The 15,825-nt window shown below is 65.6% G+C and carries 11 protein-coding genes; 5 read left to right on the forward strand and 6 right to left on the reverse strand.

From position 1 onward, the window contains the following. Nucleotides 1–52: 52 nt before the first annotated feature. Genes AC5Y5Z_RS16010 through AC5Y5Z_RS16020 form a run of 3 tightly spaced genes read left to right on the forward strand, consistent with a single transcriptional unit; the run spans nucleotide 53 to nucleotide 3,458 of the window. Nucleotides 53–886, forward strand: a complete 834-nt coding sequence (locus tag AC5Y5Z_RS16010) for an enoyl-CoA hydratase-related protein (protein WP_499926225.1) — start codon at nucleotides 53–55, stop codon at nucleotides 884–886. Continuing rightward, complete coding sequence (locus AC5Y5Z_RS16015; protein WP_499926227.1) at nucleotides 883–1,779, forward strand: alpha/beta hydrolase; 897 nt, start codon at nucleotides 883–885, stop codon at nucleotides 1,777–1,779. Before AC5Y5Z_RS16010 ends, AC5Y5Z_RS16015 begins: the two co-directional genes overlap by 4 nt. Continuing rightward, complete coding sequence (locus tag AC5Y5Z_RS16020; RefSeq protein ID WP_499926229.1) at nucleotides 1,776–3,458, forward strand: tetratricopeptide repeat protein; 1,683 nt, start codon at nucleotides 1,776–1,778, stop codon at nucleotides 3,456–3,458. Before AC5Y5Z_RS16015 ends, AC5Y5Z_RS16020 begins: the two co-directional genes overlap by 4 nt. Here the strand turns inward: AC5Y5Z_RS16020 and AC5Y5Z_RS16025 are convergent, their stop codons facing one another. Next, a complete protein-coding gene (locus AC5Y5Z_RS16025) occupies nucleotides 3,459–5,708 on the reverse strand; it encodes a molybdopterin-containing oxidoreductase family protein (protein WP_499926231.1) in 2,250 nt (749 codons plus the stop codon). A 99-nt stretch (nucleotides 5,709–5,807) separates the two neighbouring features. Here AC5Y5Z_RS16025 and AC5Y5Z_RS16030 point away from each other — a divergent pair, with 99 nt between their 5' ends. Both AC5Y5Z_RS16030 and AC5Y5Z_RS16035 read left to right on the forward strand, forming a co-directional pair. Next, nucleotides 5,808–6,710 (forward strand): hypothetical protein, encoded by a 903-nt coding sequence (locus tag AC5Y5Z_RS16030; protein ID WP_499926233.1) that lies wholly within the window; start codon nucleotides 5,808–5,810, stop codon nucleotides 6,708–6,710. Between the two features lie 79 nt (nucleotides 6,711–6,789). Next, nucleotides 6,790–8,439 carry a PPE family protein gene (locus tag AC5Y5Z_RS16035; RefSeq protein WP_499926235.1) on the forward strand — a complete coding sequence of 550 codons (1,650 nt, stop codon included), beginning with the start codon at nucleotides 6,790–6,792 and terminating at the stop codon, nucleotides 8,437–8,439. An 11-nt stretch (nucleotides 8,440–8,450) separates the two neighbouring features. Here AC5Y5Z_RS16035 and AC5Y5Z_RS16040 read toward each other — a convergent pair whose 3' ends face one another. The 5 genes from AC5Y5Z_RS16040 to AC5Y5Z_RS16060 form a co-directional block, all read right to left on the reverse strand. After that, complete coding sequence (locus AC5Y5Z_RS16040; protein WP_463824332.1) at nucleotides 8,451–11,357, reverse strand: MMPL/RND family transporter; 2,907 nt, start codon at nucleotides 11,355–11,357, stop codon at nucleotides 8,451–8,453. Beyond that, nucleotides 11,354–11,782: an MmpS family transport accessory protein gene (locus AC5Y5Z_RS16045; protein ID WP_499926238.1), complete on the reverse strand. Its 429-nt coding sequence runs from the start codon at nucleotides 11,780–11,782 to the stop codon at nucleotides 11,354–11,356. The genes AC5Y5Z_RS16040 and AC5Y5Z_RS16045 overlap by 4 nt, the downstream gene beginning before the upstream one ends. A gap of 185 nt (nucleotides 11,783–11,967) precedes the next feature. Then, the gene (locus AC5Y5Z_RS16050; protein WP_463824330.1) at nucleotides 11,968–12,576 is read right to left on the reverse strand and encodes a TetR family transcriptional regulator; all 609 of its coding nucleotides are present in this window, start codon (nucleotides 12,574–12,576) and stop codon (nucleotides 11,968–11,970) included. 52 nt (nucleotides 12,577–12,628) lie between these two features. Further along, on the reverse strand, nucleotides 12,629–13,780 hold the full coding sequence (locus AC5Y5Z_RS16055; RefSeq protein WP_499926240.1) for an AAA family ATPase: 1,152 nt from the start codon (nucleotides 13,778–13,780) through the stop codon (nucleotides 12,629–12,631). Nucleotides 13,781–13,843: 63 nt separating this feature from the next. Next, entirely contained in the window at nucleotides 13,844–15,517 is a 1,674-nt protein-coding gene (locus AC5Y5Z_RS16060) for a PecA family PE domain-processing aspartic protease (protein WP_463824328.1), read from the reverse strand. Between the last annotated feature and the right edge of the window lie 308 nt (nucleotides 15,518–15,825).

A 15,825-nucleotide genomic window follows, 5' to 3' on the forward strand; every position in this document is an offset into this window, starting at 1 on the left:
TCAAGATGGCCGTTGCGCCACGATAGCGTGGCCACCGGGTAGGTTTGCGCAGATGGGCGCCGATCTCACCGTCGCAATCGCAGACGGCGTCGCGCTGCTGACCCTGAACCGACCGGAACGCCGCAACGCCTATACCGCGGAGATGGGTGCATTGCTCAACCAGGCGTACCGGCAGTGCGACGACGACGACGCGGTACGCGCGATCGTGCTGACCGGGGCCGGGGAGGCCTTTTGCGCCGGTGCCGACTTCGCCGCCGAAGCAGATCCGTTCAACGCGCCGTCCGGCCAGGCGTTCACCGCGTCACCGACCGACCCCGCCGCCTTCGAACTGCGCACCCCGGTGATCGCTGCGGTCAACGGGCACGCGATCGGAATCGGCCTCACCATTGCGCTGCAGACTGACATCCGGATCGTGGCCGAAGACGCCAAATATGCTGTGGCACAGGTACGTCGCGGCATCATACCGGATTGCATGGCGCACTGGACACTGCCGCACCTGGTGGGTGGGGCAGTGGCGGCGGATCTGTTGCTGACCGGACGGAGCTTCGGCGGGGCCGAGGCGGTGGCGATGGGACTCGCCGTACGCGCGCTGCCGAGCGAACAGGTGCTCGACAATGCCATGGCGGTGGCCTATGACATCGCCGTCAATGTGGCGCCGATGTCGGCCGCGCTGAGCAAGCGACTGCTGTGGGACACCATGATCAACGGCTATCCACCCCGCCGGGTGGCGGACCTGGAAACGCGCCTGCATCACCGGGTGATGGGCAGCGCGGACTCCCGCGAGGGCGTAGCGGCGTTTCTGGGACGCCGCGCCCCGCACTGGACGACTTCGGTAGCGGGGCAGTGGCAGCCGTTGCCGGCGGAGGGCGAAGGGATGAACCGTTGACAAGTCTGCGGAGTCGGGCGCTGCCGGCGCTGCTTCGCTGGACGGGTCGGACGCGCGCCTATGCGAGCGTGGCGGCGGCGCACGCGCATATCGAACACTGCGCCCAGCACCGGCAGCTCTTCGGTCCGCCGCCGCGGTTGCGGCGCGATGTGGCGTTGGCGTTCGAGCGTGGGACGGGTTGGCCGATCTACACGCTGACGCCCAAGAAGCGCAAGACCGGCCCGCCCGAACGGACCGTCGTCTATCTGCACGGTGGCGCCTGGGTGAACGAAATCGCAAGCCAGCATTGGCGATTGGCCGCACAGATCGCCGCCGAATCCGAGGCGGAAGTGATCGTTCCCATCTACCCGCTGGTGCCGTTCGCCACCGCCGGCGACGTGGTACCAGTGATTGTGGACATGGTGCGCACGAGTGTTGCGCGGGGGCAGAGCGTAGGGCTGGCCGGCGACTCCGCGGGCGGGCAGATCGCGTTGTCGACGGCGCTGTCACTGCGTGACGATCACGATGTCGTCGTCCCGCAGACGGTGCTGATCTCACCGGTGGTCGACCTGTCACTGTCCAATCCGCTCATCGATTCGGTCGACGACCCGTGGTTGCGTCGCGATGCCCTGCACGTGTTCGCTGAGCGGTGGCGTGGCGAGCTGCCGGTGGATGATCCGCGGGTCAGTCCGCTGGCGGCCGACCTCAGCGGACTGGGTCCGCTGACGATTTTCAGCGGCACCCGCGACATCCTGCACCCCGACGCCCGAGCTTTGGTCGACAAGGCCACCGCCGCAGGCATATCCGTCGACTACCACGAACAAGACGGGTTGCTGCACGTCTACCCGCTGACACCGACGCCCGAAGGTCGCACCGCGCGGGCCGTCATCGTGGAGCGGCTGGGGCGAACGTGAGCGCCGACGAGCAGTACTACGACCTCGGTTCCTACCGCCGCCGGGTCGAGACCGCATCTCCGTCCGCGCAGCTCTGGTTCGATCGTGGCCTGGTGTGGGCCTACGCGTTCAACCATGAGGAGGCCATTGCCTGCTTCGAACGCGCCCTGCACGCAGACCCGGATCTGGCCATCGCCCGGTGGGGCATCGCCTACGCGGTGGGCCCCAACTACAACAAAGCCTGGGCGGCTTTCGATCCCGTCGATCTGACCTCCTCGCTGGCCCGCGCCCGCGCTGAACTTGCGCTGGCCGCCGCCGGTCGCGGCAGCCCCGTCGAGCAGGACCTGATCGCCGCACTGCGGACCCGATTTCCCGTCGAGGACCCCGCGGACACCGCACTGCTGGACGCTGCTCTCGATGCGTACGCCGATGCGATGACAGCGCTGGCCGCGAGCTACCCCGACGACCTCGACGTGCAGGCCCTCGCCGCCGACGCACTGCTCAACGTCACTGCATGGGCGTTATGGGACACCGCTTCCGGTGAGCCGGCCGCCGGTTCGCGGGTGGTCGAGGCCCGAGCGATCCTCGAACGGGCAATGGCCGAGCCGGCAGGCCGTACCCACCCCGGCATCCTGCACCTGTATCTGCACGCGATGGAGATGTCGGCGACGCCGGAGGTGGCGCTGCCGGCCGCCGACGCGTTGCGCGGCCTGGTGCCCGATGCCGGACATCTGCAGCACATGCCCAGCCACATCGACGTGCTGTGCGGTGACTACGGCAGTTCGATCGACGCCAACCGTGCTGCGGTGCAGGCGGATCGACGTTTCCTCGACCGCGCGGGCCCGCTGAATTTCTACTCGTTGTACCGTGCGCACGATCTGCACTTCATCGTGTATTCCGCGATGTTCCAGGGACAGTCGCGCATCGCGCTGCAAGCTGCCGACGAGCTCGCCGGGCAGCTGACACCCGAGCTGCTGTCGATCCAGTCCCCGCCGATGGCCGACTGGCTGGAGGCATTCGTGCCGCTGCGCACTCATGTCCTGGTCCGATTCGGTCGCTGGGCGGAGTTGGCCGCGCAGGCGCTACCGCCGGACCCGCAGCTGTACTGCACCACCGCCGCAACCGTGCACTACGGTCGCGGTGTCGCGCTGGCCGCCACCGGCCAGATCGCACAGGCTGAGAAGGCGCGCGTGGCCTTCGCCGATGCGTATCAGCGCATACCGGAGACGCGGTACTTGTTCAACAACACCAGCCGCGACATCCTCGCGGTGGCCGCCGCCATGCTTGACGGTGAAATCGCCTATCGGGCAGGTTCTTTCGACGAGGCTTTCGCACACCTGAGACGCGCCGTCGAACTCGATGACGCACTACCCTACGACGAGCCGTGGGGCTGGATGCAGCCCACCCGGCACGCCTATGGGGCACTGCTGTTGGAGCAGGACCACGTGGCCGAGGCGGCCGCGGTGTACGCCGCTGATCTGGGCTTCGACCCGACGCTGGCCCGGTGTTGTCAGCATCCCGGCAACGTGTGGAGCCTGCACGGTTACCACGAATGCCTGAAACGGTTGGGGCGCAACGACGAAGCCGTCATCATCGGTCAGCAACTCAGGCTCGCCGCAGCGCGCGCCGACGTACCGATTCGCGCGTCGTGCGCGTGCCGACTCGACGCTAGCAGCGTGACAGGGCGACACCGTCGTTGATCATGGATCGCGCACCCGTGCCGACGGTTGCCGGCCCAACGTCGTGTGGTTCTGGATGTCGCCGACGCAGCGTTCCACGCCCACGTAGGTAGAACTCATCGCCGGGGTCTGCGAAAGCGGATCGACCGGTTCGCCGTCGATCAGCAGGTTGCGGTTCACCCCGAATGATTGCGGCGCGTCGCGGCCGTGCGGGTCGAAGACCCGCGAACCCCAGCCGTGGTCTAGCACAATCAGGCCGCGCCGCGGCCGATCGCTCAGCGACGCGGTGGCCCGCACCTCGCCGACCGGCGAATACACCCGCACCAGGTCGCCGTCGCGGACACCGAGGACGGCGGCGTCGGCCGGGTGGATGAGCACTGCGCTGCCCTTGCCGCCGGGATGCAGGCCGGGCAGGTCGTTGAGAAACGAGTTCATGGAGTGCCGGTGCCGGCGGTTACCCAGCTGGAACGGGTAGTCGGACGGCGCCTCGGGTGGCGGACTGGCCAGCAACTCGCGGGTGCGGGTTACGAACTCCGGTGGCGCCACCTGGACACGTTTGTCGGCGGTGCGCAAGGCAGCCGAGAAGTGGCCGTACTCCCGCGGGCCGAGCACCATGCCATGCGGGTGAGCCAGCAAGTCGCGCCATTTCAGCTTGCGGCCGTTCACCTTTCGCGACATCACGACGATCAGCCGGTTGATCCAGTGCGGGGAGAAGGCCAGCGTGGGCCGTCGGACGGCGTGGGCCAGCCGTCGGCTCGTCTTGACGAACGCGTTGACGCCCTTGACGCCGAACAGGGGGACGTCCATGGCCAGCGCCAGGTCGACGAAGACGCGCCACTCCTCCCGTGCGGCCGGGGGCGGATCGACCGCACGCACGCCGTACTGCACGTAGGGCTCGTCGTGCAGATTGCTGGTCAACGCCAGCAGGTCGTCGCGCTCCAGCCAGTGCACCGCGGGCAGTAACCAGTGCGCGTGCCGGTGACTTTCGCGCTGCACAAAGTCGATCGCCACCAAGAGGTCGAGTTGAGCCAGCGCCTGGTCGAGCGCCGCACCGTCGGGACCGGAGACCACCGGATTGCCGGAATTGATCACCAGGGCGCGGATCTGCCCGGGCCCCGGGGTGATGATCTCGGCCGGCAGTTCGCTCAGCGCGTGCGCCCCGGCCACCATGGCGCGACCGGCCAGTCGACTGCGGTGCCCCGAGGGTTTGGCGGTGGCGGCCAGCTGCAACGCGTCGATGTAACCCGGTTCGAAGCGCCGGCCACCCGGCCGGTCCATCCGCCCGGTGATCACGTTGAGCACCTGGCCCAGCCATTCACCGACGGTGCCGGACACGTGCAGCGAGATCCCGGTGCGCGTCACCGCCATCGCCGCGGCGGCTCCCGCGAATTCCCTTGCCGTGCACTCGATCTGCATGCGCGGTATGCCGCAGCGTTGAGCCAGGTCGTCGAGGTCTGCCTCAGTCACCAGTGCCCGCAGCGCGGGCAGCCCGCTGGTGATTCGTGCGCAGTCGAGGCAGTGGTGCAGATCCTCCTCCAGGATCACCTTCACCATGCCCAGCAGCAGTGCCCAGTCCTGGCCGGGACGCACGGCGAGATGGACGTCGGCCTTGTCGGCGGACTCGGTGCGCAACGGATCGACGACGACGATCTTGGCGCCCGACCGTTGGCGTGCCAGCGCGCGCTTCCAGCCGCCGGGGGCGCTTTCCACCCAATTCCATGCGCTCACTGCGGGATTGGCGCCGACGAGCAGGAAGTAGTCGCAGTGGTCGATATCGGAGACCGGCACCATGATCGACGAGCCGTACATCGCCTCGGCCACCACGTGCAGCGCATTCTGGTCGACCGAGCCCACCGCGTAGCGATTCTGGGTGCCGACGGCGTCCAGCCAGCCGTTCATGAAGATCAGATTCGACGACGAATATCCGGCGGGGTTGCCGTAGTACGCGCCGATGGCGTCGGGTCCGTCGGCGTCGATCAGCGCGGTCATCCGGGTCGCGATGTCGGCGATGGCCTCGTCCCAGGAGGCCGCCACATATCGGTCGCCCACGCGCCGCATCGGAGCGAGGATCCGGCGCGGGTGTTCGACGAGTTGGGCGGCGTTGCGACCCTTGGCGCAGAAGTCCTGCCAACTATGCGGATTCTGCTTGTCGGCCGCGATCTTGACCACCCGGTTGTCCTCGACGCTGACCTCGATCCCGCACGAGGCCAGGCAATACCGGCAGAAGGTGAAGACGGTCCGCGTACCGGCAGTTCGGTCGGGCGGATCCATCGTTTGAGCGTGACACTTCAGCCCGATTTTGTATAGTTCGGCGCTGTACAGTCGCTCAGCATTGCTGTTACAGTCCGCAGCCAGGAGAGGCGGAAGACCATGACTGAGCGACTACGGGACATCCGGGAGCTGGCCGACGACTCCGACGCTTACCGCGACGAGCTGTACCGGCGCTGGACCGGCCTGCTCAGTTACCGCTACATCGGGCGCAAGCACTCCTCCATGGACCTCGGCGAGGTCGACAACACGGTCACCATCCGCCGCGACATGCGCAATGAGGCGGGCGGCATTCTCGTTGCGCCGCTTGCTATCTCGTCGCCGGAGGGGTGTCAGACCGACATGGTGGCGGTGCCCAACCCGGTGATCGCCTCGGTGCAGATCGTCGATCCCGGCTTCGATGTGTCCCGCATCGAGATCGTCGATTCGGGCATCGTGCACCAGGGGCGCACCATGGGTTACGGCCGGTGCAAAATCGTCGATGCCGACAACCCCGACCGGGTGATCGCGTTCAACGAGGGGCAGGGCGCGATCATCGGTATTCCGCCGAAAGGCCTTGACCGGATGGATGTTTCGGGCACCGAGTTGGTTATCGAGGACTCACCCGACCTGCCGCCGCTGTGGGATGCGTTCGGCGCCGGCAAGCGTCCCGACGGTCACTGGGTGCTTCCCGCCCTCAGCGCCGAATTCGCCTCGCCCGATGCGGCGCTGCACATCGGGCCTCAACATGTCGTCCTCGAGACCGCAGCGACCGACCTCGCTGCCGAGGTTGCCGGTACGCGGAGACTTCAGGTCGTCAGCTGGCACGTGATGTTCATGTCGCGGGGCAAAGTAGGGCCATTCCGGGTCGACGGCAGCGCGCACCCGGGCGGACCCGGACGAGTCGGTGTGCGGATGTTGCTGCACGACGAGGGGAACGGGGATAAGGCCGTCACCTCGGCCGCAGCGGTCTTCGACGTACTCGGCTGTGCCGATTCCGCGGAAACGAGCCGCATAGCTCCGTGATGTTCTAGGGTCCGGTGATGCCGCGCGAAGGTGACCTACCGAGCGCCGACCACGAACTGTCATTGGGGGAGACGACCTGATGGACTTTCCGATGTTGCCACCGGAAGTCAACTCGCTGCGCATGTTTCTCGGAGCCGGGTCCGAGCCGCTGCTGGCCGCGGCGGCAGCTTGGGACGGTCTGGCCGAGGAGCTCAGCGCTGCGGCCACGTCGTTCGGTTCGGTGACTGCCGGACTCGTCGATTCGGCGTGGCAAGGTCCGGCCGCCGCGGCGATGACGGCTGCGGCGTCGCCGTATGCAGGATGGCTGAGCGCGGCGGCGGCCCATGCGCAGGGTGCGGGCGGACAGGCCAGGGCGATCGCCACCGCGTTCGAGGCCGCTCGGTCGGCCATTGTGCATCCGGCGGAGATCGCGCTCAACCGCTCGCAGCTGGTGGCGCTGGTGCGCTCAAACCTGTTCGGCCTCAACGCTCCTGCGATTGCGGCGGCCGAGGCGGTCTATGAGCAGATGTGGGCTCGCGACGTCAGCGCCATGGTGAGCTACTACGGCGGAGCGGCGTCGGCAGCGGCGCAGTTGACCCCCTGGCAGCTGCTCCAAGAGGCCCCGGCCATCAATCTCGGCATCGGCAACCTCGGCAAACTCAACCTCGGCAACGGCAACAACGGTTTGGCCAACCTCGGCAACGGCAACCTCGGCAACCAAAACGTCGGCAGCGGCAATTACGGAGATTCCAACCTCGGCGGCGGCAACAGCGGCAATCAGAACATCGGCGGCGGCAACCTCGGCAACCAGAATTTCGGCGTCGGAAACCGCGGCAACGCCAACCTCGGCGCGGGGAACTACGGTAACGAAAACCTCGGAAACGGCAACCGCGGCATCGGAAATCACGGGCTGGCCAACATCGGCAACCACAATGTGGGGTTGGCGAACACCGGCAGCGGCAACCAGGGCCTGGCGAACACCGGCAATGGCAACGTGGGGCTGTGGAACACCGGTAACGGCAACATCGGCATCGGGCTCACCGGTGACAACCAGATCGGCATCGGCGGATTGAACTCCGGCAGTGGCAATGTCGGATTGTTCAGTTCGGGCACGTCGAACGCGGGGTTCTTCAATTCGGGCACCGAGAACGCCGGTTTGTTCAACGCCGGTTCCAAGAACTGGGGCCTGGCCAACAGCGGCGAGGTGAACACCGGCTTCGGCAACTCCGGCGCGTCATCGACCGGCTTTTTCAATTCCGCCACCTCGAACACCGGCTTCGCCAACTCCGACAATTTCAACACCGGGAACTTCAATTCCGGCATCGGCAACACCGGAAGCTTCAACGCGGGCATCTATAACACGGGTAGCTCCAACGCCGCCGGCTTCAACACCGGCTTCGGCAACTCCGGTGCCAGCAACACCGGGCTGTGGAACTCGGGCAGTGTGCAGACCGGCGTCGGATCGACGGTGGCCGGCACCGGCTCCAGCTCCGGCTGGTTCAACAGCGGGGTCGGCAGCTCCGGCTTCTACAACTCCGGCAGTGGTGCCTCAGGGTTCCAGAACACCGACTCCAACGCATCGGGAGTGCGCAACACGGCCCCGGCGTCGGGCTACCAGAACGACAGCGGTTCGTCCTCGGGTGTGTTGAACACCGGCTTCCTGTTCATGTCCGGCTTGGGCAATTCGGGCTTCGGCAACTCCGGTGTCTACAACGTGGGTACCTTCGTGGCCGGTTTGTTCCGCCGGTAGCTCCCGTCCGATCAGACGCCCGCCAAGGCGTCCTGTTCGGTCCGCTCTCCGGACTTCTTGGGCCAGGGCGCGGGCACCGGGCGCTGGCGGACTCGTTGCGGCCACCAGAACCATTTGCCCAGCAGCGCAGCGATCGACGGGGTCATCAGCGACCGAACGATCAACGTGTCGAACAACAAGCCGAGCCCGATGGTCGTGCCGACCTGGCCGATCACCGTGAGCTCGCTGACCGCCATCGTCATCATCGTGAACGCGAACACCAACCCCGCCGAGGTGACCACCGAACCGGTGCCGCCCATCGCCCGGATGATCCCGGTGTTCAGACCGGCATGGATCTCTTCTTTGAAACGCGACACCAGCAGCAGGTTGTAGTCGGCTCCCACGGCCAGCAGGATGATCACCGACATCGCCAGCACCATCCAGTGCAGTTCAATGCCGAGCAGGTGCTGCCAGATGAGCACTGACAGCCCGAAAGACGCGCCGAGAGAAAGCAATACGGTGCCCACGATGACCGCTGAGGCCACCACGCTGCGGGTCAGGATCAGCATGATGATGAAAATCAGGCACATGGACGCGATTCCGGCGATCAGCAGGTCGTAGTTGCTGCCGTCCCGCATGTCCTTGAAGGTGGCCGCGGTGCCACCGAGCATGATCTTGGAGCCCTCCATCGGGGTGCCCTTGAGCGCCTCGTAGGCGGCCTTCTTGATCGTGTCGATGTGCGAAATGCCTTCCGCGGACATCGGATCGCCGTCGTGACTGATGATGAAGCGCACGGCGTGGCCGTCGGGGGAGATGAAGTTCTTCATGCCCTTCTTGAACTCGGGGTTGTCGAACGTCTCCGGCGGCAGGTAGAAGGAGTCGTCGTTCTTCGACGCATCGAAGGCCCGGCCCATGGCGGACGAGTCGCGCTGTGCCCGCTGCTGCTGCTCCAGCAGACCTTTCTGGGTCGAATACATGGTCAGCATCATGGTTTTCATGTTCTTCATGTTCTGGATCATCTCGGGCATCAGCGCGTTCATCCGCGGCATCAGTGTGTCCAGATGTTCCATGACCGGGATCAGGCTCTGGATGTCATCGGTCATCGTGTCGATGCCGTCCAGGGCGTCGAACACCGACCGCAACGAGAAGCACACCGGAATGTCGTAGCAGTGTTTCTCCCAGTAGAAGTACGAGCGGATGGGTCGGAAGAAGTCCTCGAAATTGGCCATGTGGTCGCGTAATTCGGCGACGTCCATGGTCATGCTCTTCATCTTGGCGACCATCACGTGCATGTCGTTGGTCATCTGCTGGGTGATGTCCTGCATCTGCACCATGCTGTTGATGGTCGTCTGCATCTCCTCGGACTGCTTGAGCATGTCCGCGATCTGATCTTCCTGGTACTTCTGGGTCATCTGCTGGCTGACGCCCTGCATGCTGATCTGGAACGGGATCGAGGTGTGCTCGATCGGGGTTCCCTCGGGGCGGGTAATGGCCTGGACCCGGCTGATGCCGGGTACCCGGAAGATCGACTTGGCGATCTTGTCGATGACCAGGAAGTCCGCGGAATTGCGCAGATCGTGGTCACTTTCGATCATCAGCAACTCGGGATTCATCCGGGCCTTGGAGAAGTGCCGATCGGCGGCCGCATAGCCCGCATTCGCCGGCAGGTCGGCGGGCAGGTAATTGCGGTCGTTGTAGTTGGTCCGGTAGCCGGGCAGGGTGAGCAGACCGACCAGCGCGACGCCGATCGTCACGACCAGGACCGGGCCGGGCCAGCGGACGACGAGCGCGCCGATCTTGCGCCAACCGCGAATACGCTGGGCGCGTTTGGGTTCCAGGGTCTGCCGGAAGCGCGACGCCACCGATATGACGGCGGGACCCAGGGTCAACGCCGCCAACACCACCACGACCATGCCGATGGCCAGCGGGACGCCCAGGGTCTGGAAGTAGGGCAGATTGGTGAAGTGCAGGCAGAACGTCGCGCCGGCAATGGTCAGGCCGGAGCCGAGCACCACGTGTGCGGTGCCGTGAAACATGGTGTAGTAGGCGTCTTCTCGTGATTCACCGACTGCTCTGGCTTCTTGATATCGCCCGATCAGGAAGATCGCATAGTCAGTGGCCGCCGCGATCGCCAACGTCACCAGCAGGTTGCACGCGAATGTGGACAGCCCGATGATCTTGTAGTAGCCCAAAAATGCGACCGCGCCGCGAGCGGCGGCCAACTCGAAGACCACCATCATCAACGTGAGCAGAACCGTGACGATGGAGCGGTAGACCATCAACAGCATGGCGATGATGACGACGAAGGTCGCCATGGTGATCACCTGCAGGCTGCGGTCGCCGGCGAGGTGTTGGTCGGCTTCCAACGCCGATGGCCCGGTCACGTAGGCCTTGACCCCCTGGGGTGGGGTGGTGTGCTTGACGATGGTCTGGACGGCCTCGACGGAGTCGTTGGCCTTGGTCTCACCCATGTTCCCGACGAGGTAGACCTGGACGTAGGCGGCCTTCCCGTCGTTGCTCTGTGCGCCGGCACCGGTGAGCGGATCGCTCCAGAAGTCTTGAACGTGCTCGACGTGCGCGGTGTCGGCCTCGAGCTTTTTGACTATCTGGTCGTAGTAGGCGTGCGCTTCGGCGCCCAGCGCGTTCTGGCCCTCCAGGACGATCATCACCGAACTGTTGGACTTGTACTCCTTGAACACCTCGCCGACGCGCTTGGTCGCGATCACCGATTGCGCGTCGTCCGGGCTCATCGAGACCGAACGCAGCTTACCGACCTCGTCGAGCTGGGGGACGACGACGTTGAGCAGCGCGATCAGCGCGATCCACCCCAGGATGATCAGCACGGCGAATTTGCGGATGAAGTGCGGAATCGCCTCGCGGGCCGCGTGTTTGGCGACGGGGAACGAATCGGTGGGCGCGTCTTGCAGAGTAGTGCTCATGCTGATTTCACCAAGCAGGAAGTCAGGGCGTGCACGCCGTTGGATGTTTGTTCGTCTTTGACTTCGTCGTCGACGGTGATACGACAGCCCAAGAAATCGCCGTCACTTTGCGCCGAGATGTTCGGAAAGACCGAGGGTGCGGTGGTGCTGAGCACCAGTGTCCAGGGCAGGGGAGCGCCGTCCAGCCGCTGCGGCTCGGCGCTGAGATCGAGGTAGTTGACGTTGGCGCGGGTCGCCGAGCCGAAGATCTCGTACTTGACGACCTTGGGCTTGAAGGGCTTGGAGTCGTCAACCTTTGCGCTGGTCAGATCATCTTGCTGGTCGGCGGTGTAGAACGACTTGACCCGGGTCACCGCGAAGCCCCCGATGGCCACGACTGCCACGATCAGCAGCGGCAACCAGGCGTTGCGCACGATCTTTGCCATCTGCACCTACGTGAGCCTTTCCTGGTCGCACGACGAATTGCCTTGCATCACAAGCGATTATGGGTCGCGCGAGTTACGCAGCCCGAGGTGGCCCGATGCGATAGTAAGACGAGCTAACCGGACCACCTGTACATCATCTGCATATTTTGCAGAGTATGCAACTTTCTGTAATCCCGGTCACGCTCTCACTGCGTGAAGATGCTGTTGACCAGCGCGGCAGCACGTTCGACATAGGGCATCGGCGTGTCACCGGCGTCCTCGGGTTCGCTGCTCGACCATCTCTCGATGCCCGAGCGCACCGCCGTCAACGCTAGCGCGGAGATCAGGGCGGAGACTTCGTCGTCGGAGGGCATGCCTTGGCGTTTGGCGACGATCTCGGTCAATTGCGTCTGGAAACGCTCCAGGTCGGCAAGGAACGCCGCCAGCACCGCGGGGGTGGTTTTTGCCAGGTCGAGCATGCAGACGGCCTGCTCACGCTCCGGTGGCATGTCGCGAAGATGGTGGGCCGCCAGAGTGATCAGTTCGGCCAGCACCACGTGGAGGGGCGCGGGTCCGGCTGCGACGAACTCGTCGGCCAATTCCGGCGGCAGGTCCGACGGGCCGTAGGCGATCGCGGCTTCCTTATTGGGGAAGTAGTTGAAGAAGGTGCGGGTGGAAATTCCGGCCTGAGTGCAGATTTCCTCGATGGTGACCCGGTCCCAGCCGCGGACCTGCGCCAAGCGCACCGCAGCACCGCGGATGTCCGCGCTGGTCTGTCGGCGTCGTCGCTCGCGGAGGCTCAACTGATTGGCCATAGCTTCCAATAATTGCACGTTCTGCACACTTTGCACACTCGACGCCGCGGGCTCACCGCTTGCCCCAATCCCACGGCGGCGTCGTCAGCAGGCTCTGACCGGCGATGCGGGTCTCGCCGAAATCCTTGTGCAGTTCGATTTCGACTCCGCTGTCGAGGGCGTCGAGCAGCGAACGGGAATGGGTGACCACCACCACCTGCGTGTGGGTGGCTGCCGTGTGAATCAGTGCCGCCAATGGGCCGATGAGGCTGGGGTGCAGCGAGGTCTCTGGTTCGTTGAGCACCATCAGCGAGGGTGGTTGCGGGCTCAGCAGTGCCGCGGCCCACAGCAGGAATCGTAAAGTGCCGTCCGACAATTCGGCTGTGCGCAGCGGTCGCAGCATCCCGCGCTGCTGCAGGCGAAGATCGAAAAGGCCGTTGCTGACGTCGACGTCGAGGGTGGCGCCGTCGAATGCGTCGGCGACCGCGCGGGCCAAGTCGTCCAAGCCGGCCTCGATGATCGTCTGGACCGCTGCCGCAAGGTCTCTGCCGTCGTCGGAGAGCACCGGAGTGCGCGTGCCCACCTGCGGCTGTCGGGCGGGAGCGGCGGCATCGACCCGGAAGCCGTCGTAGAAGCGCCAACTGCGCAGCCGTTCGCGCACCGCCGCGAGCTCGGGAAGTGCTTGCGGATGGGCATATTCGGTCAACACGCTGCGGTAGGGCGGCAGGTTTCGGGACAGTTCGTCGAATCCGTCTGCGTCGCCGCTGATTTCAGCTAGTTGACGGGTACGGCGCACCAAAGTGGTCCCGCGGCGCAGTACCGGCCCGGCGAACAACGCCTCGCGTTTGATCTCCGGGTCGCGTGCGAACGCACTACGGTGGCCGGCCATCTGCGGAATGCCGAGATCGACGAGATAACCGAAATCATCTGCGGCAAAGCCGAGTTCGAGTGACAACGGTCGGGTGCGGGTGGTGCCCTGGACGTTGCCTTCCCGACGGGCGCCACTGAGCTGCTCGGGTCCGGCCCACAGCACCGATTCCAATCCACCTTCGCGGGCGAGCGAGCCGATCACCTCACCACGGCCGCAGTCGGCCAGCAGGCGAAGCGCCCGGTACACCGACGACTTACCAGTTCCGTTGGCGCCGGTGACAATTGACAGCCGGCTCAGCGGCAGGACCACCTCGCGCAGCGAGCGGTAGCCGCGGACAGCGATCGTTTGAAGCATGAAGGCGACTCTAGCGTCGGGCGCCGACAGCGTCGGAACACTCAGCCCAACACAGTGATTCGACTAGGGCACAGGATAAAGGATCGTCGTCCCGACTCCGGCCGGGTTGTAGTCGACGTGCACCGGGCCCAGACTGAACGGCAGGTAACCCGTGTTCATCAGGCCAGAGGAGATAACGGTGGGCGCGTAGTCGTTCGTGTTGAACGAGTACAGCTTCGTCATGCCACCTGAATCGGCGTACACCGTGATCATGGTGCCCGCCGGCAATGTCGAGGAGCCGATCACCGAGGAGGGCATGGTCCCATAGACGCCCCCGGAGTCCACGATGGACGGCACCATCTGGAGGGGTCCGCTACCTACCCTGACGTAAAGGTTGGTGATGGGGGACCCGTTCAGCGAGACAGTCGGGCCGCCCAGATCGTTGGGGCCGAAACGCAACTCCTGCGCCGGCATGTTGATGGTGACCCCCTGGTTGAGATCACCCGGCAGCGCCTGCGTTGGGATACTTGGTCCCGGCCCCACCGCGTTGGGTCCCAGGCCCAGCACGCCGTCAACGCCTGCCGAGGCGAAATACGCGTCGAACGGGGTGACGAACGGGTTCCTGATGACATTGGACAGGTATGCCTGGATCGCGAACGGCGAGGTCGGTAGCGACAACAGGACGACATTGACACTGGTGGGCGCGGTGACGATGCCGTTGCCGAAGTCCACCGTGGTGGGGAAGGTGGCGTAGAGATACGTCAGGCCGCCGCTGTACGCGCTGATGTTGAGGCCCGTGGGCAGGCCCATCTTGAGCAGGCCGGGCAGTCCGCCGATGTCCTTGATCTGCATGACCAGACCTTCGGACCCGGTGTCCACGAGGATCGGCGCGTTGCCGCCGCCGTTCACTGAAATGTTCACCACCGGCTCGGTATTGGCGACGGTGGGCATGGGGATCGTTCTGCCGTCCAGACCCGCACCGCTGACGCCGGCCCCACCCCAGACCATGCCACCAACGCCGCCGGTGCCGCCCATCCCACGGATGGCGTGCGACGGATCGCTGGGGCTGTTGAATCCACCCGCACCACCGTTTGCGCCCGACCCCAGCAAATAAGCTCGCCCGCCGGCTCCACCGGCTCCACCGAAGGCCACCGTAGGCGAAGCGCCACCGGTTCCCCCCGCGCCGCCATTGCCGTACAGCCAGCCGCCGTTGCCGCCCGCCCCGCCCGCGGCGTTGAGGCCGCCGTTGCCGCCGGCGCCGCCGTTGCCGATCAGGCCTGCCGAGCCGCCGTTACCGCCGGCCAGACCGCCTGTGGTCTGCGAATATCCGGCGCCGCCGTTGCCCCACAGGATGCCGCCGGCCCCGCCGTTCGGGCTGGCGGCAGTGCCGTTGGCCCCGTCGCCGATCAGGGGCCGCCCCAGCAGGAGCTGGGTCGGTGCGTTGATCGCGTTGACGAACGGGTCCAGCACAGTGGCCGCGGTCGCCTCGGCCGAGGCGTAGGACCCGGCCGCTGCCCCCAGCGTCTGCAAGAACTGCGCGTGATAGGCGCTGACCTGCGAATTTATCGCCTGAAACTCGTCGCCGAAATCGGCGAACAGCGCCGCTACTGCGGCCGACACCTCGTCCGCGGCGGCAGCGGCCACTCCGGTGGTGGGGAGGGCGGCGGCCGCGCTCGCCGAGTGCAGCGACGTGCCGATGTTTTCCAGATCGGCTGCCGCAGCGGTCAGCCAGTCTGGCGACACGGTTAGCAACGACACGTCGCCCCCTTAACGTCCGTCTCCGGTGTGAGCGCTAAGCCTATCCAGATCCCGCCGAGACATCGCGGCTTTGCGCAACACCGGCCGCGGCTCATCCGATACTCACACAAATAACCTGTCGGGGCCTGTCGAAAGGCCGACAGGGTCCGTCGTCCCTGCCACCCGCCTGCCGCCGAGTCAGTCCAACGACGGGACACGGGTCGCAGTCGGCAGGTGAGAGACCCGTCCGAGATCCGGACACTGGGTTGACAAGTGCGCTCCACCTGCGCATTAAGAATTCGTCAAGGCCGATGTTGGACCTTCTACGG

It is taken from the genome of Mycobacterium sp. NGS29 (genome assembly GCF_059812965.1).